General features: G+C 63.2%; 24 protein-coding genes. 1 reads left to right on the top strand and 23 read right to left on the bottom strand.

The genetic code is table 11. The annotated features are described in order from the left end of the window. Nucleotides 1-4: 4 nt before the first annotated feature. The 18 genes from JLC71_RS14875 to JLC71_RS14790 all read right to left on the bottom strand — a co-directional run bounded on the left by JLC71_RS14875 (nt 5) and on the right by JLC71_RS14790 (nt 16,901). Nucleotides 5-1,738 carry a PglL family O-oligosaccharyltransferase gene (locus JLC71_RS14875; RefSeq protein ID WP_200916324.1) on the bottom strand — a complete coding sequence of 578 codons (1,734 nt, stop codon included), beginning with the start codon at nt 1,736-1,738 and terminating at the stop codon, nt 5-7. Nucleotides 1,739-1,744: 6 nt separating this feature from the next. Then, nucleotides 1,745-2,476: a twin-arginine translocase subunit TatC gene (tatC, locus tag JLC71_RS14870; protein ID WP_200916321.1), complete on the bottom strand. Its 732-nt coding sequence runs from the start codon at nt 2,474-2,476 to the stop codon at nt 1,745-1,747. A gap of 9 nt (nt 2,477-2,485) precedes the next feature. Next, complete coding sequence (locus JLC71_RS14865) at nt 2,486-2,956, bottom strand: Sec-independent protein translocase subunit TatA/TatB (RefSeq protein WP_200916319.1); 471 nt, start codon at nt 2,954-2,956, stop codon at nt 2,486-2,488. A 3-nt stretch (nt 2,957-2,959) separates the two neighbouring features. Then, the gene (tatA, locus tag JLC71_RS14860) at nt 2,960-3,178 is read right to left on the bottom strand and encodes a Sec-independent protein translocase subunit TatA (RefSeq protein WP_200916317.1); all 219 of its coding nucleotides are present in this window, start codon (nt 3,176-3,178) and stop codon (nt 2,960-2,962) included. A gap of 28 nt (nt 3,179-3,206) precedes the next feature. Next, nucleotides 3,207-3,563, bottom strand: a complete 357-nt coding sequence (locus JLC71_RS14855; RefSeq protein ID WP_200916315.1) for a histidine triad nucleotide-binding protein — start codon at nt 3,561-3,563, stop codon at nt 3,207-3,209. A gap of 17 nt (nt 3,564-3,580) precedes the next feature. Continuing rightward, nucleotides 3,581-3,907 carry a phosphoribosyl-ATP diphosphatase gene (locus JLC71_RS14850; RefSeq protein ID WP_200916313.1) on the bottom strand — a complete coding sequence of 109 codons (327 nt, stop codon included), beginning with the start codon at nt 3,905-3,907 and terminating at the stop codon, nt 3,581-3,583. A 139-nt stretch (nt 3,908-4,046) separates the two neighbouring features. Next, on the bottom strand, nt 4,047-4,436 hold the full coding sequence (hisI, locus tag JLC71_RS14845; protein ID WP_200916311.1) for a phosphoribosyl-AMP cyclohydrolase: 390 nt from the start codon (nt 4,434-4,436) through the stop codon (nt 4,047-4,049). Further along, nucleotides 4,433-5,200 (bottom strand): imidazole glycerol phosphate synthase subunit HisF, encoded by a 768-nt coding sequence (hisF, locus tag JLC71_RS14840; protein WP_200916309.1) that lies wholly within the window; start codon nt 5,198-5,200, stop codon nt 4,433-4,435. Before hisF ends, hisI begins: the two co-directional genes overlap by 4 nt. Next, nucleotides 5,200-5,952, bottom strand: coding sequence for a 1-(5-phosphoribosyl)-5-[(5-phosphoribosylamino)methylideneamino]imidazole-4-carboxamide isomerase (gene hisA, locus JLC71_RS14835; protein WP_200916307.1), 753 nt, complete (start codon nt 5,950-5,952; stop codon nt 5,200-5,202). The genes hisF and hisA overlap by 1 nt, the downstream gene beginning before the upstream one ends. An 8-nt stretch (nt 5,953-5,960) precedes the next feature. Beyond that, nucleotides 5,961-6,170 carry a hypothetical protein gene (locus tag JLC71_RS14830; protein ID WP_200916305.1) on the bottom strand — a complete coding sequence of 70 codons (210 nt, stop codon included), beginning with the start codon at nt 6,168-6,170 and terminating at the stop codon, nt 5,961-5,963. Nucleotides 6,171-6,179: 9 nt separating this feature from the next. Next, entirely contained in the window at nt 6,180-6,824 is a 645-nt protein-coding gene (gene hisH / locus JLC71_RS14825) for an imidazole glycerol phosphate synthase subunit HisH (protein WP_200916303.1), read from the bottom strand. 1 nt (nt 6,825) lies between these two features. After that, nucleotides 6,826-7,419 carry an imidazoleglycerol-phosphate dehydratase HisB gene (gene hisB, locus JLC71_RS14820; RefSeq protein ID WP_200916301.1) on the bottom strand — a complete coding sequence of 198 codons (594 nt, stop codon included), beginning with the start codon at nt 7,417-7,419 and terminating at the stop codon, nt 6,826-6,828. Between the two features lie 210 nt (nt 7,420-7,629). Further along, nucleotides 7,630-7,977 (bottom strand): TfoX/Sxy family protein, encoded by a 348-nt coding sequence (locus tag JLC71_RS14815; protein WP_200916299.1) that lies wholly within the window; start codon nt 7,975-7,977, stop codon nt 7,630-7,632. Continuing rightward, a complete protein-coding gene (locus tag JLC71_RS14810) occupies nt 7,978-9,612 on the bottom strand; it encodes an alpha-keto acid decarboxylase family protein (RefSeq protein WP_200916297.1) in 1,635 nt (544 codons plus the stop codon). A 700-nt stretch (nt 9,613-10,312) separates the two neighbouring features. Beyond that, nucleotides 10,313-10,999: a respiratory nitrate reductase subunit gamma gene (gene narI / locus JLC71_RS14805; protein ID WP_200916295.1), complete on the bottom strand. Its 687-nt coding sequence runs from the start codon at nt 10,997-10,999 to the stop codon at nt 10,313-10,315. 11 nt (nt 11,000-11,010) lie between these two features. Beyond that, nucleotides 11,011-11,658: a nitrate reductase molybdenum cofactor assembly chaperone gene (gene narJ / locus JLC71_RS14800; RefSeq protein WP_200916294.1), complete on the bottom strand. Its 648-nt coding sequence runs from the start codon at nt 11,656-11,658 to the stop codon at nt 11,011-11,013. A 3-nt stretch (nt 11,659-11,661) separates the two neighbouring features. Further along, on the bottom strand, nt 11,662-13,209 hold the full coding sequence (gene narH, locus JLC71_RS14795; protein WP_200916292.1) for a nitrate reductase subunit beta: 1,548 nt from the start codon (nt 13,207-13,209) through the stop codon (nt 11,662-11,664). Then, complete coding sequence (locus JLC71_RS14790; protein WP_200916290.1) at nt 13,206-16,901, bottom strand: nitrate reductase subunit alpha; 3,696 nt, start codon at nt 16,899-16,901, stop codon at nt 13,206-13,208. The genes narH and JLC71_RS14790 overlap by 4 nt, the downstream gene beginning before the upstream one ends. A gap of 205 nt (nt 16,902-17,106) precedes the next feature. Here JLC71_RS14790 and JLC71_RS14785 point away from each other — a divergent pair, with 205 nt between their 5' ends. Beyond that, nucleotides 17,107-17,604 carry an NAD(P)H-dependent oxidoreductase gene (locus JLC71_RS14785; RefSeq protein ID WP_200916288.1) on the top strand — a complete coding sequence of 166 codons (498 nt, stop codon included), beginning with the start codon at nt 17,107-17,109 and terminating at the stop codon, nt 17,602-17,604. 46 nt (nt 17,605-17,650) lie between these two features. Here JLC71_RS14785 and JLC71_RS14780 read toward each other — a convergent pair whose 3' ends face one another. From JLC71_RS14780 to tyrS, 5 genes are all read right to left on the bottom strand, one after another. After that, a complete protein-coding gene (locus JLC71_RS14780) occupies nt 17,651-19,027 on the bottom strand; it encodes a NarK family nitrate/nitrite MFS transporter (RefSeq protein WP_200916285.1) in 1,377 nt (458 codons plus the stop codon). Nucleotides 19,028-19,210: 183 nt separating this feature from the next. Next, on the bottom strand, nt 19,211-20,395 hold the full coding sequence (locus JLC71_RS14775; RefSeq protein ID WP_200916283.1) for an NnrS family protein: 1,185 nt from the start codon (nt 20,393-20,395) through the stop codon (nt 19,211-19,213). Next, nucleotides 20,392-20,925 (bottom strand): hemerythrin domain-containing protein, encoded by a 534-nt coding sequence (locus JLC71_RS14770; RefSeq protein ID WP_200916281.1) that lies wholly within the window; start codon nt 20,923-20,925, stop codon nt 20,392-20,394. Before JLC71_RS14770 ends, JLC71_RS14775 begins: the two co-directional genes overlap by 4 nt. A gap of 94 nt (nt 20,926-21,019) precedes the next feature. Then, nucleotides 21,020-21,877, bottom strand: coding sequence for a pyridoxal kinase PdxY (gene pdxY, locus JLC71_RS14765; protein WP_200916279.1), 858 nt, complete (start codon nt 21,875-21,877; stop codon nt 21,020-21,022). Nucleotides 21,878-21,949: 72 nt separating this feature from the next. Further along, on the bottom strand, nt 21,950-23,224 hold the full coding sequence (gene tyrS, locus JLC71_RS14760) for a tyrosine--tRNA ligase (RefSeq protein WP_200916277.1): 1,275 nt from the start codon (nt 23,222-23,224) through the stop codon (nt 21,950-21,952). Nucleotides 23,225-23,236 lie beyond the last annotated feature (12 nt).

Genomic DNA, 23,236 nt, shown 5'->3' with positions numbered 1-23,236 from the left:
GCGATCACTCGCCGTCGTGCGGCTGCTTGCCAAACATGAGCTCGGCCTCACCCACCGGCTTGGCCAGTGCCTGCACCTTGGCATCCTTGGGGAAGCGTGCCAGCTCGTCGCGGAAGTAGTCGAGGCTTTCCGGGTAGGCGAATGCCGCTTGGCGCATCAGCGTCTGTGCCAGTTCGGCTTCACCCTGCATTGCATGCATGATCGCCGCATCGGACAACTGCCCAGGATAAGGGCGCACCGCGTTGAGCCGGTCGAGGATGCCTAGCTTCCAGGCCATGTTCTCGCCACTGGCGGTGATGTAGTTTGACAGCGCGTAATCGGCGTAGAAGTCGACCAGCGGGTTGTTGCGCAACTCGCCCAGCGTCTTGAGATTGCGCTCGTTGGTCGCGACATTGTCGCTCGGATCGATGATCGGATAGATCTTCAGATACGTCATCCCGCCGAACACCGCGATGGCGAGCGAAGCGATGCCGTAGGCGGCAAAGCCGAGGCGCGAGGTCTTGATGCCCTTGCGCGGGGCGGCATCGAAAGCCAGAAACAGCATCAGCGCAAACGGCCCGAAGAAGTGGTAATACCACAGCGGATATTCGACCAGACTGTGCAAAATCGACACCGCCACCAGCGCGGCGGCGAACATTGCCACGTCGTCGTCACGACGCGACCATAAGCCCAGGAAGGCGGCGAGGATCGCGATCACTACCACCGCGGTGCCGGCGATGCCGGTCTCGGCCATCAGGTTCAACAGCGAGTTGTGCGCGTGGGTGAACAGCACGCTTTCGACCACCTTGGCGAATTCGGGCTGCACCTGCAAGGCCACGCCATAGGCCGGGTACTCGCCCCAGCCGACGCCGAGCAGCGGATGCGCCTGGAAGGTCAGCCAGGCCTTGTGCCATTCGACCAAGCGGCGCGCGCCGTTGGAATCGAGCCGGTCCAGACCGGTCGGCACTTCGTTCTTGGTATGCAGCAGGCTGCCGAGCACGTCGTTGATCAGCGGCGCGATGAACTGCATCGCGATGATCAGTGCGCCGGCGATCATCAGATTGCGACCGAGCCTGCGCACGACATCGTTCTGGCGGAACGCCAGCAGCAGCCCGAACACCAGCCACGCCACCGCGTACAGGAAGGGCGAGCGCGAGCCGCAATAGGCCATCGACAGCGAGAACCACAGCGCCAGTGTCACGGTCAGCCAGCGCGGCATTTTGCCCGTCGCCGCCAGCCACATCACCGAAGCAAAGCCCCACGCCAGATAATGGCCGTACATATTCTTCTGGCCGATATGGCCGAAAATCAGTCGCGGGCCGAACTTGATCAACTGGTAGATCTGTTCGACGGCGATCGCCGAATTGAACAAAGCTCCGGCCACCAGCCCCCACGCCAGCGCCTGCACCAGCGGCGCCGCGCCGAACTCGTCACGCGCCCGCGCCAGCGCCCACACCGACAGGCCGGCGGTCACCATGTACAGCATCGGAATGGTGTACTCGGACCAGTAAGGCACCGTCGTCACCACGCATTGCAGCGCCAGCACCGCAGCCAGGCCCAGCCAGACGGTAGACATCCATGGCAGGCTGGTGCGCTCGTTACGCCGTGTTGGCAGCCCGGCGACGGCGAGGATCAGCAAGGTCGCTAGCGCGTAGGCCGCGAGTTCGGACGGAAATACCGGATTGGGCGGATAGCGGAAAGGAATACCGCAAGGAATCGCGGCAAGCATAAAGAGCAGAATCTGAAAAACACGAAGCATGGGTACTCAGGCAGGAATGGGCGAGCGAGGAGAAATAAGCCGGGCAATAACGCAGCCGAGCTCGTACAGCAGCCATAGCGGGATGGCCAGCAGGCATTGCGACAACACATCCGGCGGCGTAACCACGGCGGCAATGACGAACGCGCCAACGATCACGTACGGCCGCCAGGCAACAAGCTGGGCAACGCTGACGATGTTGAGGTAAACCAGCACGACAATCGCCACCGGCACCTCGAAGGTCATGCCAAAGGCGATGAACATGCCAAAGATGAAATCGAGGTACTCGCCCGAATCAGGCAGCCATTGCATCGAGGTTGGCACCACCGAGGCGATGAACTGGAAGACAACGCCAAAGACCAGGAAATACGCGAACGCCATCCCGACAAGGAAAAGCAGCGTCGAGGCAAAGATCAGCGGCACGATCAGCTTTCTTTCGTGGGTATACAGCCCCGGCGCGATAAACGCCCAGACCTGATACAGCGTGTGCGGCAGGGTCGCAATGAAGGCGACCAATGCGGCGATCTTCACCTGCACCAGAAACGGCGTGGCGATGCCGATCGACACCAGCTTTTGCCCCGGCAGTACGTGCGTCAGCGGCGCCACGATCAGATCGTAGAGCTGGGCAGAAAAAGCGAAACTCACACCAAAACCGAGCAGAAACACAAGACCGGCGCGTACCAGCCGGTTGCGCAATTCGATCAGATGGGCCAGCAGCGGTTGAAAATCGGCAGCATTCATAGAGGGGTATCAGCGGCGATCGGACGCGGGTGGCGGCAGCGCATTGGTTTCAGCAAAAAGCAGATCGAGCTGACGTTCGTCGTGCCCGGGTGTATCGGACGCAGGCGCCTCGGTAGCTGGTGCTGCAGCCGGCTCGATCGGTGTCGGTACGGCATCACCGCTTGCCGACGCTGGCGAAAGCGCCCCCGCTCCGCTCAGCGTCGCCTGGGTATCGGCCAGCGTTTCACGCAGCTCGGCCATTGGCGCCTGTATCGTCTGCCTGAGCGCATCACCCTCGGCGCGCAACTCGGCCTCGATCTGCATCAGCTCGCTGGCACGCACCTCGCGCTCGAGATCGGCCTTCACGCTGGATACAAAGCGCTGGCCGCGCCCGATCAGCGCGCCAACGGTGCGCGCAACCGTGGGCAGGCGCTCCGGCCCGATCACCACCAGCGCCACGGCGCCGATGACGGCAAGTTCTCCGAGACTGACGTCGAACACGGCTTAGCGCTTGTCTTTTTCAACCACGTCGATCACGCGGCCGGATTCGGACGGCACGTCTTTCGCCTCGGTCTTCTCGGCCTCGCCTTCGCGGATACCGTCCTTGAAACCGCGTACGGCCGAGCCCAGATCCTTGCCGATATTGCCGAGTCGCTTGGTGCCGAACACCAGCACGACGATGACCAGCACGATAAGCCAATGCCAGATGCTGAAGGAACCCATGAAATACTCTCCGAAAATAGATACTGAATTAGTGGGTGCTGAGTTCGGTGATGTTGGTCGGCAACTTCTTGCCGCCGATCACGTGCAAGTGCAGGTGAAACACGCTCTGGCCGCCACCGGCGCCGGTATTGATGATGGTGCGGAACCCGCTCTCGAGCCCCTGTTCGGTGGCGACACGCGCCGCAACCAGCATCATTTTCCCCAGTAGCGCCTGGTGTTCGACCTCGGCGTGGGCCAGAGATTCGATATGAATCTTCGGCACCACCAGAAAATGCACCGGCGCAACCGGATGCAGGTCGTGGAACGCCAGAATGTCGTCGTCCTCGTAAATCTTGTTCGACGGAAACTCGCCGCTGGCCAGCTTGCAGAAAATGCAATCGCTCATGCTTGTCTTCTCCTGTCTCAGCCCCTGGGGCGAGCCGCTTTTTCATCGATGCCCGAGATACCCTCGCGGCGCGCCAGCTCGGCCAGCACATCCTCGTGGCTCAAGCCCTCGTGGGCGAGCAGCACCAGCGTGTGGAACCACAGATCGGCGACTTCGCGCACCAGGTGCAGCTTGTCGCCATCCTTGGCGGCCATCACCACTTCGAACGACTCTTCGCCGACTTTTTTCAGGATCGCTTCCTGGCCCTTGTGAAAAAGCTTGGCGACGTAGGACGTCGACGGATCGGCATCGCGGCGGCTGGCGAGCGTGGCCGACAGGCGTTCAAGAATCTCGGTGGAAACCATGTAGAGCCTCGGAAAATCGCGTGATTTAGCGGCAATTATATTGCCGTTTGGTGACACTGGCGTGGCAGAAATCGGCGCCAGGGTAAAAGGTACAAAAGAAAACAGGCCGGAAACCGGCCTGTCGGTCACGAGCAGACGCTCAGTGATGCGTGTGGTAAATCGCCGCGGGGTCTTTCAACACCGGATCGACCGTTTCCCACTCGCCGTTGTTGAGCACACGGAAGAAGCAGCTCTCGCGGCCGGTATGGCAGGCGATGCCACCATCCTGCTCGATCACATAGATCAGCACATCGCCATCGCAATCGAGACGAATTTCCAGCACATGCTGAAAATGACCGCTCTCCTCGCCCTTGTGCCACAGCTTCTGGCGCGAGCGGGTCCAGTAGTGGGCGGTACCATGTTCGGCGGTCAGCGCCACCGCGTCGCGGTTGGCGTAGGCGAACATCAGCACCCGGCCGGTTTGCGCATCCTGGGCGATCACCGGCACCAGGCCTTTGTCGTCCCACTTGATTTCATCGAGCCAGCTCACAGCCTCACCTCGATCCCGGCCGCGCGCATCGCTTCCTTGGCCTGACGTACCGTGTACTCGCCAAAATGGAAGATCGACGCCGCCAATACCGCATCGGCGTGACCGTCGATGACACCGTCGACCAGATGCTGCAGATTGCCGACGCCGCCCGAGGCGATCACCGGAATATCCACGGCATCGGACACCGCGCGCGTCAGCGGCAGGTTGAAGCCAATCTTGGTGCCATCTCTATCCATGCTGGTCAGCAGGATTTCACCGGCGCCCAGTTGCTGCATCCTGATCGCCCACTCGACCGCATCCAGCCCGGTGGGCCGGCGGCCGCCGTGGGTAAAGATTTCCCAGCGGGTATTGCTGGCGTCGACCGCCTTGGCATCGATCGCCACGACGATCGCCTGACTGCCGAACTTGCTCGCCGCGGCCTCGACCACCTCGGGATTGCTCACCGCGGTGGTATTGATCGACACCTTGTCGGCGCCGGCGTTCAGGAGCCGCCGCACGTCTTCGACCTTGCGCACGCCGCCGCCAACGGTCAGCGGAATGAACACTTGGCTGGCGACCGCATCGATCACGTGCAGGATCAGATCGCGGTCGTCCGAGCTGGCGGTGATATCCAGGAAGGTCAGCTCGTCGGCGCCCTGCGCGTCGTACTTCTTGGCGATCTCGACCGGATCACCGGCGTCGCGCAGACCGACAAAATTGACGCCCTTGACGACGCGACCGGCGGTCACGTCAAGGCAAGGGATGATGCGTTTGGCAAGCGGCATCAGGCTTCCACGGCTTCGGTCGGGCCGTCGGCGAGTTCCTGCGCCGCCTTGAAGTCGATCGTGCCTTCGTAGATGGCGCGACCGGTAATCACGCCCTCGATGCCCTCGGCTTCGACTTCGACCAGTTTGCGCACATCGTCCAGATCGGTCAGACCACCCGAGGCAATCACCGGAATCCGCAGCGCTTGCGCCAGCTTCACCGTCGCTTCGATGTTCACGCCCGAGAGCATGCCGTCGCGGCCGATATCGGTGTAGATCACGCTTTCAACGCCGTAGCCTTCAAAGCGCTTCGCCAGATCGACGACATCATGGTCGGTGACCTTGGCCCAACCGTCGGTCGCGACCTTGCCATCCTTGGCATCGAGGCCAACGATGATGTGGCCCGGAAACGCGTCGCACGCCTCGTGCAAGAAGCCCGGCTGCTTGACCGCGGCAGTACCGATGATCACGTAGTCGATGCCGGCATCGAGATACATTTCGATGGTGTCGAGATTGCGAATGCCACCGCCCAGCTGGATCGGCACTTCGCCGTCGATCGCCTTGATGATGCGTTTGACCGCATCAAGATTCTTTGGCTTGCCGGCGAATGCGCCGTTGAGATCGACAAGGTGCATGCGCCGCGCGCCCTGGCCAAGCCAGTGACTGACGAAGCTTGCCGGGTCGTCGGAGAAGACCGTGGCGTCGGTCATTTCACCCTGGCGCAGGCGAACGCACTGGCCGTCTTTGAGGTCGATAGCAGGAATGATCAGCATGATGACGATTACGAATGAGTTGTCGAAGTTTGGGACGACTTGGCGCGCAGAGATGCGGCCAGGGCACTAAATGAAAAATATACGGCAAAAAAAGCGAGGTAGTTCATTTGCGAAGGCATACCAAGAAGTGCCATCACCTGCAAAACCAGCGCCAGCGCACCGACGGTCATAAAAGACAGCCTGCACGACTCACGCAGCCATAGAGGCAAGGACTTCACGGCAATCTCCTACTGGCGGCCATCCCAGCCCACGAAATTCTTCAGCAGCTTGAGACCGGCCGCCGCCGATTTCTCGGGGTGACACTGGATGGCGAAAATGTTGTCTCGCGCAACCGCAGCGGCAAAACGGTAAGGATACGCCGACTCGATCACCGCGAGGTCGTCGGCACCGGCGAAGTGGTAACTATGGACGAAATAAAACCGTTCGCCGTCAAGAATGCCATTCCACAGCGGATGGGCGCGCTTGATGAACATCTCGTTCCAGCCCATATGCGGCACTTTGAGCTTGTTGCCGGCGGCATCATGCATTTTTTCCGGCGGAAAGCGCACGACCTCGCCCGAGAAGACGCCCAGACAGTCGGTCGGGCCTTCTTCGCTGCGGGCAAACAGCAGTTGCGCGCCGACGCAGATTCCCAGGAAGGGCCGATCGGCGGCGGCCTTGAGCACTTCTGCCTTGAGGCCGGATTCTTGCAGATGGCGCATGCAATCGGGCATGGCGCCCTGGCCCGGAAACACCACCTTGTCGGCGCTGGATATCACGGCCGGATCGGCGCTCAGCACCACTTCGGCCTGCCCGGCGGCGACCAGCTCGAAGGCCTTGGTCACCGAGTGCAGGTTGCCCATGCCGTAATCGACGATGGCGATTTTTTGCATATCAGCCTACCAGCGTGCCCTTGGTCGACGGGGTAATGCCGACCATGCGTTCATCGTGCTCGACCGCCATGCGCAGCGCGCGGCCCAGTGCCTTGAAAATGGTTTCGGCCTGATGGTGAGCGTTCTTGCCCTTCAGGTTATCGATATGCAGGCTGATCGCCGCGTGGTTGACGAAACCGCGGAAGAATTCGCCGAACAGGTCGACATCGAAACCGCCGATCATTGCGCGGGTGTATTCGCAGTCGTATTCCAGACAGGGGCGACCGGACAGGTCGACGACGACGCGGCTCAAGGCTTCATCCAGCGGCACGTAGGCATGGCCGTAGCGGCGGATGCCTTTCTTGTCGCCGACGGCCTTGGCGAAGGCCTGACCGAAGGTGATGCCGACATCCTCAACCGTGTGGTGAGCGTCGATATGCAGATCGCCAACGGCCTTGACGTCGATATCGATCAGGCCATGGCGGGCGATCTGGTCGAGCATGTGCTCGAAAAACGGGACGCCGGTGTCGAACTTGGACTGGCCGGTGCCGTCGAGATTGATCGAAACGGTGATCTGGGTTTCGAGGGTATTGCGGGTAACGGTAACCTGGCGCATAGCTAAGCCCGCTTGCAGGCGGGAAGTTGGAGGTAATTAATCCCGATTCTCCAACAGTTTGCCCCCCACGGGAAGGGGCGCGCCGACGTGCCCCCGAGCGCGACAGCACCCGAAAGACCGCGTGAGTGCCGGTGCAGGCCGATCGCTTTCTGCATTCACTGCCACACGATAAGGTAGATGAAAGCCTCAAGCCCGGTGAATCGGCACACATTAAGCACGCAAGGACTTTGCCCGCGCCCGTAGTGCCGCCTCGAAGCCCAGCTTCGCCCAAGCCAGCAGCACGGCGCTGTCGTCGAGCGCGGCATCGGGCAGGCTGTAATACGACATCGTCTGGGTCTTGCCGCGCACCGCGTAGCTGAACGGTGCCACGCCTTCGGCGACGAAGGCGGCGCGGTTGGCGTCATCGGCCTTCAGGTAGAGCGTATCGGCGTCGACGATGGCGAAAAAGGCTTCGTCGCAATACAGCCCCCAGCCGCCGAACATCGATTTGGCGCGGATCGTCCCCAGCGGCGCCAGCTCGTCGATCAGCCAGTCCAGATATTCGCTGCGTGCCGGCATTCAGCCTCCCTTGACGGTTTTGCCGAGCGATTCGCCAAGCCGGCGCATCGCCGCCGACGGATCATCGGCGGCCAGTTTTACCGCGATCAGGGTCGGCCGGTCGGCGTTGGCCAGCGCATGCTGCCACGCCGCGTCGAACGCCTCTTCGCCGTCGGCGGTGAATGCGTACATCGGCCCGAACACCCCGGCCAGCGCGTCGAAGCGCCACGGCGCAATGTCGTTGAACGGGCCGTCGAGAATGAAACGCTCGGTACTGTAACCGGCGTTGTCGAACACGATCACCACCGGGTTCAGCCCCAGCCACGCGGCGGTCGACAGCTCGGTGCCGGTCATCTGGAACGCGCCGTCGCCGACCAGCACCAGCGGTCGCAGGCCACTGCCCAGCTGCGCGCCAAGCGCCGCCGGCACCGCGAAGCCCATCGTGGTGTAGAACGCCGAGGCGAGAAAGCCGGTGCGCGGATGCGTGCGTAATTCGAGCGACGCGAACAGGCAGTCGCCGGTATCGGAGACGACGATCATGTCGTCGGGCAAGGTGTCGTTGAGCCGGCCGATCAGCCGCGTCACGCTCATCGCTGCGGCCGGCTCGGGAAAGCCCGGCGCCGCCAGCGGCAGATTGTGCGGCGGCCATTCGGTGTGGTGTTCAGGCAAGGCGGCAACGAGGGCGGCGACAAAATCGGCGAGCCGCACATTGGGATAGCGGTGATGGCGAACGCAAACCTCGCCGCCGCTGGCCTGAATCATGTGCCGCGCGTCGAGCTTGGCGGTGAATACGCCGAGGTCGACATCGTTCAGCGCCGAACCAAGCAGCAGCAGGATGTCGGCCCCCTCGATCACGCCGCGCGCGTAATCGCCGCCCATCGCCCCCTCGTAAATGCCCAGATACGCCGGATGATGTTCGGCGATCACCGACTTGCCCGACAGGGTTGCGGCGACCGGCCAGCGCAGCTTGTCGACCAGCGCCGCCAGCGCGTCCTGCTGCCGGTAACGGTGCAACTCGACCCCGGCCAGCATGGCGCCGCGCTCGGCGCCGCCGAGCAGCGCCACGGTTTCGGCGACCGCCTCGGCCAGCGCGCCGGGATCGCTGCCATCGTCGTCGAGCAGGCATTCGGGCTGCAGATGGATCACCGTATCGACGCGGTCGCGCGGCAGTTCTAGATACACCGGCTTGCTGTAACGCCGCGCCGCCGCCAGTGCCCGATCGATCTGCCGCGCCGCCAAGAGCGGGTCGTCGAGCACCGCGGCGTAGCAGGTGAGCCGCTCGAAAATCTCGCGCTGAAAGTGGAACGGCCCGAAGCGGTGATGCAGGAGCGGGCGTTCACGCTGTTCGACCACCCCGGGCGCGCCCGAGATCACCACCACCGGCGACGACTCGGCCGCCGCGCCGGCGACGGCGTTGACGACCGACAGCGCACCGACGCCGTAGGTCACCGCCAGCGCCCCGAGGCCGTGCACGCGCGCATAGGCGTCGGCGGCGAAGGCCGCGGTGTCTTCACGCGTGGTGCCGACCTGGATCAGCTCGCTCTGCGAGAGCTGTTGATACCAGCGCAGGATGTAGTCGCCGGGCACCCCGAAGACGTGGCGCACGCCTTCGTCATGCAATCGTTGCAGCAGGTATTGGCCGATGCTGGTGCTCATGACGTTCTCCGGCGTCGTGGGTGTGGTTTCAATTTAGACCCGCCCTTGCCACAAGCATCAGCGATCAGCGCCTGCGGCGCAGGTAAAAGCGTTGCATGCGCGTTCCGCCGCGCAGACGAGAAGGGAGCTTTGTCTCGCCAAAGCCCCCTTCACCCCAACGGCGTGCGCTGCATCGCGCGTCGCTAAGCGGCAAAGCCGCTAAGCTTTGGCGTGACCGCGCCCTACGGCCCTCCGGGCTACCCTCGATCGGTCGCGAGCCAAGCCATGAAACCGGCTCGTCTCGCTCCACTCCTCGGCGCTGGCGAACGGGATGAAAAGCGGTGCACTTTTCACCGCAACGGGTTTGCAGTGTGTTTGTTCACTGCCGGTGGCATACCGCCCCGATCCCCTCAGTAGCGCCGAGCAGCACAGCCGGACGCGGGGTTTCGGGGCCTGGCTGTCTGAGCCCGCAGGGCGAGTTCAGGACCCCGCCGCGTTTGGCGCGCAGCGCAGGGAACCCCGAAGGGGCGCGGATGCGGGGTCGCCTTTTCTTTGGATACTTTCTTTTGGCGAAGCAAAAGAAAGTATCCCGTCCGCCGGGCGGAACCGGCATCAAGGCATTTATCCGCGCCGCAGGCGCTTAGCCTTAGCTTTACCCCACCCGCCAACGCAAAAAAAAGAGCGCCCGCAGGCGCCCTCCTTTCTACATGGCAGGCAACGCTCAACCGCGCGGCCGCACCAACTGCCAAGCCCGCGTCACGTAACCGGCAGCGCCAAAGCCGCTCCACACATGCACCAACCGGGTGAACGGGAAGATCACGAACAGCGTCATGCCCATGAAGATGTGCAGCTTGAAGATCCCCGGCGCGTCGACGATATAGCCCGCCGCATCACCACGGAAGGTGACGATGCGCTGCGCCCATTCCATGAACAACGTCATCATGTGGCCGTCGAGGTGATCCTTGGAGACGACGATCGTCGACAGCCCCAGCACCAGGGTCACGGCGATCCAGCCCAGCGTCAGCTTGTCGCGCCAGGTGGTGATCGCGCGCAGCCGCTCGCTGCTCCAGCGCCGGTAGATCAGGATCAGCACGCCGATCAGCCCCATGCCGCCGAAGATGCCGCCGGCGACCATCGCCAGCAGCTGCTTGGCACCGTGGCTGACGCCGAGCGCATCCCAGATCGCCAGCGGCGTGAGCAGGCCGACCAGATGGCCGAAGAACACGCCGAGCACGCCGATATGGAACAGGTAGGAACCGGCATGCAGCAGGCGGCGGTCGATCAACTGGCTTGAATCGCTCTTCCACGTGTACTGCTCGCGATCGAAGCGCACCAGGCTGCCGAACAGGAAGATCGCCAGACCGATGTACGGGTAAATCCCGAAGACGAAATGATGCAGATAACTCATGATGGGCTCTCCTAGGCGCTGGCGCGCGGATAGAACTTGACCGGCTGCGGGCCGGCCGTCTGCGACAACAGCGGCTCGGCGCCGTCGGCACCGGGGCCGAAGGTTTCGAGCATTTCGTCCATGTCGCGGATCGGCGGCGCGACCAGCGGCTTGATCGCTACCGTGGCCAGCGACACCAGCGCGTTCATCGCGCAGGCGTAGGGGCTGGCGGCTTCGCCGAGCCGGTCGCCGAGCACCGCGATCACATGCACCGCCTCGTTGAGGAAATCCTCGGCGGTGGCCGCATCGACGCTGCCGAGGAACTCCAGAAACAGCGGCAGGTAGTCGGGCAGCTCGTTGGCGTTCACGTCGAAACCTTGGCCGCGATAGGCGTTCATCAGATCGACCAGCGCCGGACCACGCTCGCGGCTTTCGCCGTGGATGTGCTCGAACAGATGCAGCGAGTGGCCGCGCGAACGGTCGAACGTCGCCACATAGCTTTCCTGCGCGGCGATCAGATCACCGCCGGCCAGATGCGCGAGCAACGGCGCCAGCGTGATGCGCATGCCACCCGGCGCTTGCGCCAGCGCGGCTTCGAGCTCGGGCAAGGCGGCGATCAGCTCGGCCTCCGGGTACTGCAGCAGTGCCGAGAGCACGCGAAAATGCAGGGTATCAGTCATGGTTCACGCCTCCTTCGGTTTGCGCGATTTGGGCATATCGACAAAGATCACCGAGCCTTCCTTGCGCGCGCCAAACAGCCCTTCGGGCGAGGTGCCGCCGGAGCAGCCGTTGCCGAAGGTAAAGCCACAGGCCGCCTTGTCGTTGAAGCTGTCTTCGACCTCTTCCTTGTGGCTGCTCGGAATCACGAAACGGTCTTCGTAATTGGCGATCGCCATGATGTGATACATGTCCTCGACCTGAGCCTTGGTCAGGCCGACCTGCTTGAGCACGTTGATGTCCTCGCTGCCGTGCACCGACTTGCCGCGCATGTACACGCGCATCGCCAGCATCCGTTCCAGCGCCGACAGCACCGGCGCTTCATCGCCGGCGGTCAGCAGGTTGGCGAGATACTTGACCGGGATGCGCAGCTCGCTGACATCGGGCAGCACGCCCTTGCTGTTCATCAGGCCGCGTTCGGCCGCCGACTGGATCGGCGACAGCGGCGGGATGTACCAGACCATCGGCAAGGTGCGGTATTCCGGATGCAGCGGGAAGGCGACCTTCCATTCCACCGCCATCTTGTAGACCGGCGATTTCGCCGCCGCGGTCAGCCACGATTCGGGAATGCCCTGAACGCGGGCCTCGTCGATCACCGCCTGCGAATGCGGGTCGAGGAAGACCTTCAGTTGCGCCGCGTACAGGTCTTTTTCATCGGCAACACCGGCGGCTTCTTCGATCATGTCGGCGTCGTACAGAATCACGCCGAGGTAGCGGATCCGGCCGACGCACGATTCCGAGCACACCGTCGGCTGGCCGGCTTCGATACGCGGGAAGCAGAAGGTGCACTTCTCGGCCTTGCCGCTCTGCCAGTTGTAGTAAATCTTCTTGTACGGGCAGCCCGACACGCACATGCGCCAGCCGCGGCACTTGTCCTGATCGACCAGCACGATGCCGTCGTCCTCGCGCTTGTAGACCGAGCCCGACGGGCACGAGGCGACACAGGACGGGTTCAGGCAGTGCTCGCACAGCCGCGGCAGATACATCATGAAGGTGTTCTCGAAGGTCGAGTACATCTCCTTCTGCACATCCTCGAACAGCTGATCCTTGGAGCGCTTGGCGAACTCGCCGCCGAGGTCGTCTTCCCAGTTCGGACCCCAGTTGATCTTGTCCATCTTCTTGCCGGTGATCACCGAGATCGGCCGCGCCGTTGGCGGGGTTTCGACTTCGGGTGCGTTCTGCAAGCGGTCGTAATCGAAGGTGAACGGCTCGTAGTAATCGTCGATTTCCGGCAGGTTGGGGTTGGCGAACATGCTCGCCAGAATCCGCAGCTTGCCGCCCTGACGCGGTACGAGCTTGCCGTTCGGAAGCCGTTTCCAGCCGCCTTTCCACTTCTTCTGGTTCTCCCATTCCTTCGGGTAGCCGATACCGGGTTTGGTCTCGACGTTGTTGAACCAGGCGTACTCGACGCCGTCACGGCTGGTCCAGACGTTCTTGCACGTCACCGAACAGGTATGGCAGCCGATGCACTTGTCGAGGTTGAGCACCATCGCTACCTGGGCGCGAATCTTCATGCTTTTTCTCCTTGGAGCGGACCTTCCAGCCAGTCGACGTTCTTCATCTTGCGAATGATCACGAATTCGTCGCGGTTGGCGCCGACGGTGCCGTAGTAGTTGAAGCCGTAGGCCTGCTGGGCGTAGCCGCCGATCATGTGCGTCGGCTTGATCACGGTGCGCGTCACCGAGTTGTGGATGCCGCCGCGCTTGCCGCTCTGCTCGGCGCCCGGCACGTTGATGATCTTTTCCTGCGCGTGGTACATCAGCGTCATCCCTTCCGGTACACGCTGGCTGACCACGGCGCGGGCAGTCAGCGTGCCGTTGACGTTGAACACCTCGATCCAGTCGTTGTCCTCGATGCCGGCCTTTTTCGCGTCGATTTCCGACAGCCACACGTGCGGGCCGCCACGGCTCAGCGTCAGCATCCGCAGGTTGTCGGAGTAGGTCGAGTGGATGCCCCACTTCTGGTGCGGCGTGATGAAGTTGAGGACGATTTCCTCTTCGCCATTGGGCTTGCGACCCAGCATCGGCGCGACGGTTTTCAGATCGATCGCCGGCTTGTAGACGGCAAAGCCCTCGCCAAAGTCGAGCATCCAGCGGTGATCCTGATAGAACTGCTGGCGGCCGGTCAGCGTGCGCCAAGGGATCATCTCGTGCACATTGGTGTAGCCGGCGTTGTAGCTGACTTCTTCGGACTCAAGCCCCGACCACGTCGGCGACGAAATGATCTTGCGCGGCTGCGCCTGCACATCGCGGAAGCGGATCTTGTCGTGCTCGCGCCCCACAGCCAGATGGGTGTGATCGCGGCCGGTCACTTCGGACAGCGCCGCCCACGACTTCACCGACACATGGCCGTTGGTTTCCGGCGCCAGCGTCAGGATCATTTCGGCGGCGTCGATCGCGGTTTCCAGCTTCGGCTGGCCGTTGGCGGCCACGCCGTTCAGCGCGGCCAGCTCGTCGATTTCGCTGCCGGTCTGCCAGAAGATGCCCTTGCCGCCGTTGTTCACGTTCTTCAGCAAGGGGCCGATGGTGGTGAACTTCTCGTAAATGCGGTTGTAATCACGCTCGACCACGGTCATGTTCGGCGCGGTCTTGCCCGGAATCAGCTCGCACTCGCCCTTCTTCCAGTCCTTAGGCGCAAACGGCTGGCCCATTTCACCCGGGCTGTCGTGCATCAGCGGCGTCAGCACCAGATCCTTCTGCACACCGAGGTAGGGGCCGGCGATCTCGGTGAACTTCTTGGCGATCGCCTTGTAGATTTCCCAGTCGGTTTTCGACTGCCACAGCGGCTGCACCGCTTCGGACAGCGGGTGGATGAAGGGGTGCATGTCCGAGGTGTTGAGATCGTCCTTCTCGTACCACGTCGCCGTCGGCAGCACGATGTCGCCGTACAAACAGGTCGTGCTCATGCGGAAGTCGAGCACCGTCAGCAGGTCGAGCTTGCCTTCGGCCGCCGGGCGCACCTTGATTTCGGACGGGGTGATCGCGTCGTTTTCATCGGAGAACACCGCGTTCTGCGTGCCGAGCAAATACTTGAGGAAGTACTCGTGGCCCTTGCCCGAGCTGCCGAGCAGGTTCGAGCGCCAGACGAAGAGGCTGCGCGGGAAGTTCTTCGGGTTGTCCGGGTCGTCGCAGCTCATGTTCAGCGCGCCGGATTTCAGCTGTTCGGCGGCGAATTCGACCGGGTTGCGACCAAGCGCTTCGGCCTGGCGGACGACGTCGAACGGGTTGGTTTCGAGCTGCGGTGCGCTCGGCAGCCAGCCCATCCGTTCGGCCTTGGCGTTGAAGTCGATCAGCGACATGTCCTTGTACGCGTCGACATTGGCGCTCGGGCCGAGGATCTCGGATACCGAGAGCTGCTCGTGCCGCCACTGGCTGGTGTGGGCGTAGAAGAACGAGGTGCCGTTCATCTGCCGCGCCGGGCGCTGCCAGTCGAGCGCGAACGCCAGCGGCGTCCAGCCCGGTTGCGGCCGCAGCTTTTCCTGGCCGACGTAATGCGCCCAGCCACCGCCGCTCTGGCCGACGCAGCCGCACATCATCAACAGGTTGATGATGCCGCGGTAGGTCATGTCGTTGTGGAACCAGTGGTTCAGCGCCGCGCCGACGATCACCATGCTCTTGCCGTGGGTGTCGTGGGCGTTCTGGGCGAATTCGCGCGCGACGGTCTCGACGTCGATCGCCGGCACGCCGGTGTGCTTGACCTGCCACGCCGGGGTGTACGGCACATCGTCGGCATACGAGGTCGCGACGTTGGCGCCGCCCATGCCGTTGTCGACGCCGTAGTTGGCGAGCAGCAGGTCGTAGACGGTGGCGACCAGCACGGTCGAGCCGTCGGCAAGCTGAACGCGCTTGGCCGGGACATTGCGGAACAGCAGGTCTTCGGCTTCACCGCCGAAGTAGTCGAAACCGACCGAGGCGACCTCGTCGTGCGCGCCCTTGAGCGACAACTGCGGCTCGATCTCGCCGCCGTCGGCGACGTTCTTCATTTCCAGGTTCCACTTGCCCTTGCGGCCTTCGGACTCGTTCCAGCGCGAACCGATGGTGCCGTTCGGCACGGTCAGCGCGCCGGTGGTGGCATCGATCAGCACCGTTTTCCAGTCCGGGTTCTTGGCTTCGCCGAGGTTGTCCGGCAGTTGCGAGGCGCGCAGGAAGTGGTCGGCGACAAAACCGTCGCCCTTGGCGCGCAAGGTCACCAGCATCGGGAAGTCGGTGTACTGCTTGCCGTAGTCGCGGAAGTAGTCCGAGGCGCCGGTCTTGTGGAATTCGTTCAGCACCACATGGCCCATGGCCATCGCCAGCGCGGCGTCGGTGCCCTGCTTCGGCGCCATCCACAGGTCGCCGAACTTGACCATTTCGCCGAAGTCGCTCGATACGGCGACGGTCTTGGTGCCCTTGTAGCGCACCTCGGTATAGAAGTGCGCGTCCGGCGTGCGCGTCATCGGCACGTTCGAGCCCCACACCATCAGATAGGTCGAGTTGTACCAGTCGGCCGATTCGGGCACGTCGGTCTGCTCGCCCCAGACTTGCGGGCTGGCCGGCGGCAGATCGCAGTACCAGTCGTAGAACGACAGCGGCACGCCGCCGATCAGGCCAAGGTAACGCGCGCCAGCGGCGTAGCTGACCATCGACATCGCCGGAATCGGCGAAAAGCCGATCACGCGGTCGGGGCCGTAATTCTTGATCGTATGGGCGTTCGACGCGGCGATCAGTTCGGTGACTTCATCCCAGCCGGTGCGAACGAAACCGCCCTGACCGCGCACCGATTTGTACGATGCCGATTTGGCCGGATCTTCAACGATGCTCGCCCATGCGGCGATCGGATCGAGGGTCTTGCGCGCTTCGCGCCACATCCGTGCCAGCCGGCCGCGGATCATCGGATACTTGACGCGCTGCGCCGAGTAGACGTACCACGAATAGGAAGCGCCACGCGGACAGCCGCGCGGTTCGTGGTTGGGCAGATCAGGGCGGGTGCGCGGGTAATCGGTCTGCTGGACTTCCCAGGTGATCAGCCCGTTCTTGACGAAGATGCGCCAGCTACAGGAGCCGGTGCAGTTGACGCCGTGGGTCGAGCGTACTTCCTTGTCGTGTGCCCAGCGATTGCGGTAACCGTCCTCCCACTTGCGGTCTTCGTTGACGACGGCGCCGTGGCCATTGGCAAAGGTATCGCGGGTTTTGGAGAGGAACTTCAGTCGGTCCAGAAAGTGGCTCATGCTGCCTCCGGTTGCGGTTCTGGTCAGCGCGCGAAGGCGCTTCTATGGATGAACCGAGCATACGAGCTGCATGACGAGCGCAACATTCGCCGCACGATCAGGCGGTGCGGCGCAATCGGCTTAGCGCGGCTAGTCCGAATGGAGTAGATGCTTTCCCCAACAAGAGCATCCGGGCGGGCCGTTGAAACGCAAAGGACACACCACCATGCAAAATCTCGTCATCCTCGCCCATCCGCATCTGGCAACGTCGGTCGTCCACGCCCGACTGGCCGAGATGCTGGCCGAAACGGCCGATGTCGCGCTGCATCACGTCGATACCCTGGTGGCCGAGGGCGCGTTCGATGTCGACGATGAGCGCGAAGCCTGTCGCCACGCGCGGCGGCTGGTGCTGCAGTTTCCGCTGTACTGGTTTGCGCCGCCGGCGGCGCTCAAAGACTGGCTCGATACGGTGCTCGACTCGGACTGGGCGCTGGCCGAACCCAAGCCGCTGGCCGGCAAGACGCTGCAAGTGGTCGCCAGTTACGGCAGCCCCAGATGGGGCCGGTCCGCCCCTGAAGTGCTGATGCGGCCGCTGATCGAGACCGCGCACCTGTGCGGCATGGACTGGGCCGAGCCGCTGCTGCTCGACGTCGGCGACGATCCGCTCGCGGTGATCGCGCCGTTTGCCGAGCATTACCGGGCGCTGCTCGATACGGCGCCTTGAAAACAAAAAACCCCGCTAAGCGGGGTTTTTTGTCGGCACGCAAAGATCAGCAAGGCATCTCGGCGTTCTTGCGGGCGAAGTACCACCAGGTAATCGCCGCGCACGACAGGTAGAAGGCGATGAACACATACAGTGCCGCTTCGGCCGCGCCGGTCGCCTTCATCGAGAAACCGAAGGTCTGCGGAATGATGAAGCCGCCGTAGGCACCGATCGCGCTGATGAAGCCCGCGGCAGCGGCAGATTCGCGCGCACCGTCGGCTTCGGCCGCCTTGATCGATGTCGAATCCTTGCCGCGCGCTTCACGCATGGCCAGGGTCGAAAAGATCGTCGGAATCATCCGGTAGGTCGAGCCGTTACCGATGCCCGAAAGCAGGAACAGCGCCAGGAAGCACAGGAAGAAGCCCATGAAGCTGCCGGCACCGCTGGCGCCCGGCAGGAAGGACAGCACCCCGAGCACCGCGATCACCATGCCGACGAAGATGCCGAGCGTGACGCGGGCGCCGCCGAGCTTGTCCGACACCATACCGCCAATGGGGCGGATCAGCGCACCAACCAGCGGGCCGATGAAGGCGACCTTGGTCGGATCGACGTCGGGGAACTGGGTTTTGGACAGCAGCATGAAACCGGCCGAGAAACCGATGAAGCTGCCGAAGGTGCCCAGATACAGCCAGCACATCAGCCAGTTGTGCTTGCGCTTGAAGATCACCGCTTGCTCGGTAAACGAGGCCTTGGCCGACGCCAGATCGTTCATGCCGAACCAGGCGGCAATGGTCGCGACGGCGACGAACGGAACCCAGATAAAGGCCGCGTTCTGCAGCCAGATCTGCCCGCCGTCGGGCAAGGCCTGTGGATTACCGCCGAAAGCACCGAACATGCTGACGGTAATCGCCAGCGGCATCACGAACTGCGCGATCGACACGCCGAGGTTGCCAAGGCCGGCGTTCATGCCGTTGGCGTAACCCTTTTGCGATTTCGGGAAGAAATAGGCGATATTGGCCATCGAGCTGGCGAAGTTGCCGCCGCCGAAACCGGTCAGCAGCGCGATGATCAGCATCACCGGATACGGCGTGCTCGGGTCTTGTACCGCGTAGCCGAGCCAGATCGCCGGGATCAGCAAGGACGCGGTCGAGATCGTCGTCCACTTGCGTCCGCCCATCATCGACGGCAGGAAGCTGTAGAAAATCCGCAGCGTCGCCCCCGACAGCGACGGCAATGCCGTCAAGAGGAAGAGCTGATCCTTGGTATACGAAAAGCCGGCCAGCGGCATTTTCAGCACCACGATGCTCCAGACGATGGAGCACGAGAAAGCCAGTAGCAGGCAAGGAATCGAGATCCACAGATTGCGCTTGGCAATCAATGATCCGGTGTCTTTCCAGAAAACCGGATCTTCCGGCTCCCAGCGTTTGATCAAGGCATTGGACATTGCGTTATCCCCGTTGGCCGGGCGCTGAGGCCCCGCATGATTTGAACGGTAGTACATACGCCCCGGCAACGGGGCCATTGCACGCAATGTAGTCCTGCCCGCACAAGTCGGCCATTCGCCATTGGCTCAGGGCCGGCCGTTCGAAATGGGCGGGTCGGCTAGTTCTTTTGAACTAGGCGGCGATCAGCCCGGCTTGCCGTCTGCCCTCGCCTTCAGGTAGACAGGCAGCGACGAGACACCCCAGACGGCAAAGGCCAACAACGCGCCAACCCCAGCCGCGGCGTGCAGCGCAAACTGCGCCTGCGGCCAAATTTCGCTGGCGACCCGCGCCAGCGCGACGCCGTGCAGCAACCAGTAAGCGCTCCAGACGATGCCGCTTACCAGTAGCGGCCGGCCCGAATGGCCCATGGTCACGCGGGTCACAAAGGCGAGCAGCATGGTCGCGAAGAAGCCGATCGTCAGCGCATGCAGCGGCGCGAACACGAACCACGGTTCGCCCTGTGCGGTGGTGATGCCTTGCACGGCAAACAGCAGCAAGCCAATGCCGGCCCACGCGAACGAGGCGTGCAGCATCGCCAGCAGCCGGTTTTTGAACGATGCGAACAGCCGCCAGCGCCAGCTGGTGTACAGCAACAGCCCGGCAAACAAGGTATCAACGGCGACCGGGTTGAACTGCATCAGCGCAAAGCCGCCGTGCGCCCACGACAGCAGCACAAAGGCCCCCAGCAGCCAGCCCGGCCGCCACGCGGTGTAGCCGGGCAGCACGTTGGCCGAAAAGAACGGCACCATCCGGTGACACACGGCGAGGAACACCGGCAGCAGAAAGCCCCATACGCCCAGCGTCACCGCCGGCTGGAAGGCCTCGGCGATGCCGAACCACGATACGCCGACCATCGTTGCCAGCGCGATCGCGCCAAGGCCGAAGGCAAAGGCAACCGCCGTCGCGTGCTTCTTGTCCGTAGCGCGGCTGGCGCGTATCCGTCCTATCCACAGCAGCGTCGCGCCGGCCCAGGCGATCCAGTGCATCGCATCGCCGAGCGACCAGGCCATCGGCCAGCGCAGCGCGATCAGCTGCAGCAGCGTGCCGGTGGTGTAGCCAAGAATCGCCGGTGCCCATGCCGCCAGCGGCGGCGGCTCGACATTGAGCCATTTCGGCCCGGCGGTATAGATAAAGCCGAGCATGAACAGCGGAAAAAAGCCGAACAGCATCAGGTCGGCGTGCAACCACATCACCGGCACCGCCGATTGGGTTGATTCGCCGTGCAGCCGCAGCACCATCTCGGCCGCCCACCAGCACAGCGCCGCAATCGCGCCGACGCCGCCGAAGAAAAATGCCGCGCGGTGCGGCGCATCCCAGAGTCGATTCATTTTTTTACCTGTTGGGTACTGCGGTGATCGGCCATGCGCCGACCGATGTCGGCGAGTTCACCGGTGCTCAGCAAAACAGCGACACAAGGATAGACCTCTAGCTCTTCGCGCGCCGCGTGCGCCGGGTAGTCGCTGGCAAAGCACCGTGCGGCGTCCTCGCCCAGCGTCGCCGCCCTGCCCTCGGTCAGCGCAATCAAGGCCGGCCGCAGCGCTTGCCACTGCGCGCCGAGCACATCGTGTTCGGCGTGAAGCTCATCGATCGCGCCACGCAAGGCCTCGTCGCCCCGCTCGTGCAGCAGCGGAAACAGCAAGTCGTCCTCGTCCTGATGATGCAGCGGTGCGGCGACGTCGAAATAACGCAGGACAGCCGCGGCCGCGCGCGCCGCCTCGGCATCGGCGCCGTGCGTGCTCACATGTTCGGCCAGCTTGGGCAGCAAGGCCGCGTAATGGCGGACGCGGTCGTGACAGGCGATCAGCATGGCGATCGGCGTATCAAAACCAACGGTCTCGGTGGAAAAAGGATTGCGCATCGGTGCAAGTCGCGGACGAAAGAGGTATTTTATATGCATCAATATAAGAAAAATGCCGCCCAAGGGCAAGGCGACATTGTTTACACCGGCGGCATCAAACCGCAATCGCGGCGAAGTGGCGTGGCGGCGCGGCGATTTCATCCTGCGCGGCAACCAGTTGCAGCTCGTATTCGCCAGCCGCGTGCGTGCGCGCCAGCACCGCGTCGACCGCGGCCAGCGTGTGCTCGAACGCCGCCTTGATGCTATCGCCCTGCAGCAAGCGCGCCAGAAATACGCCCGAGGTCAGATCGCCGACGCCGACCGGCTGGCGATCGAATGCATACAACGGCCGCCGGCCGCGCCATGCCTCGGTTTCGCTCACCACCAGCATCTCGAACACACCGGCCGGTTTGCCGGCGTATTCAAGGTGCTTGACCAGCACGACCTTCGGCCCGCGCGCGATCAGATCGCGGCAGGCGGCGAGCGCATCGTCGAAAGTGTCGATCTCGCGGCCGGCGAGCTTTTCCAGCTCCAGATGATTCGGCGCCATGATGTCGGCGACCGCCGGCATCTGCTCGACCAGATACTGCTGGATGCCCGGCTGCACCACGCAGCCCTTCTCCGGATGGCCCATCACCGGATCACACAGGTAGATCGCCCGGGGATTGGCCGCCTTGACCTTGCGCACCGCCGCGATCACGTAGGCGGCCTGCTCGGGCGCACCGAGATAGCCCGACAACACCGCATCGCAGCGTTGCAGCTCGCCGATCGCGTCTATGCCGTCGACCAGCGCGGTAATCTGCGATGGCGCCAGCGCCTGCCCGGCCCAGCGGCCATGCTGGGTGTGATTGGAGAACTGCACGGTGTTGACCGGCCAGACTTCAACACCCAAGCGCTGCATCGGAAACACCGCGGCGCTGTTGCCGGCGTGGCCGTAGACGACGTGGGACTGGATGCTGAGAACGTTTTTCATCGTATACCTAGCAGAAAGCAGCAAGCCGGCCCCAAGGCCGGCCGCGCGGAATCGATCGCTGCTTATCGCTGCTTAATCTTGCCAAAGGATGAGGCTGTAGTTCTTCTTGCCCCGACGCAGCAGCGTATAGCGGCCGAACAAGCGCTCGGTATCGCTGATCGCATGGTCGATACCGCCAACCTTGGCGCCGTTGATCGCGACCGCACCGCTGGTGATGAAGGTGCGCGCTTCGGCCTTGGATTTGGCCAGCTCACCGGCAACGATGGCGTCGAGCAAACCGGTATCGCGCGCCAGACCCACCGTTGGCATGCCGTCGAGCGCCAGTTGCTCAAGATCATCCTCGGTCAGGCCGTCGAGGCTGTCGCTGAACAAGGATTGCGAAATCCGCTGCGCCGCCACCACCGCATCCTGGCCATGCACCAGCGCCGTCGCCTGCTCGGCCAGAATGCGCTGGCCCTCGGGCTTGCCGTCGCGCGCCATATCGGCGGCTTCGATCGCGGCGATTTCGTCCATCGACATGAAGGTGAAATAGCGCAGGAATTTGTACACGTCGGCATCGGCGGTGCCGAGCCAGAACTGGTAGAACTTGTACGGCGAGGTCTTTTTCGGATCCAGCCAGATCGCGCCGCCTTCGGTTTTGCCGAACTTGGTGCCGTCGGATTTGGTCACCAGCGGCAAGGTCAGGCCAAACACCTGCTGCTGGTTGCTACGGCGGGTCAGATCGATGCCGGCGGTGATGTTGCCCCACTGGTCCGAACCGCCGATCTGCAGGCGGCAGCCATGCTGGCGGTTGAGTTCGACAAAATCGTAGCCCTGCAACAGGCTGTAGCTGAATTCGGTGAACGAAATACCCGATTCGTCGCGATCGAGCCGCTGCTGCACCGATTCCTTCTTGATCATCGCGTTGACCGAGAAGTGCTTGCCGATGTCGCGGAGGAAATCGAGCACGTTCATCTTGCCGAACCAGTCGTGGTTGTTGGCCATGATCGCGGCATTGCTGCCTTCGAACGACAGGAAGGGCTCGACCTGCTTGCGAATCCGCCCTACCCAGCTCTCGATCACGTCGGGCGTATTGAGCTTGCGCTCGGTCGCCTTGAAGCTCGGATCGCCGATCATGCCGGTGGCGCCGCCCACCAGCGCGATCGGCTTGTGGCCGGCGAGCTGGAAGCGCTTGAGCACCAGCACCGGCACCAGATGGCCCAGATGCAGGCTGTCGGCGGTCGGGTCGAAACCGCAGTACAGCGTGACCGGACCGCTATCGAGCAGGTCGCCCAGGGCGATGACATCGGTAACCTGGGCGACCAGCCCACGTTCTTGCAATTGCTGGATCAGTGCATGCTTGGACATTGTTTTTCCTGG

It is taken from the genome of Jeongeupia sp. HS-3, assembly GCF_015140455.1.
Classification (GTDB): Bacteria; Pseudomonadota; Gammaproteobacteria; order Burkholderiales; family Chitinibacteraceae; genus Jeongeupia.
The sequence above is the reverse complement of the archived record's forward strand: the minus strand, read 5'-3'. Positions and strand labels throughout refer to the sequence as shown.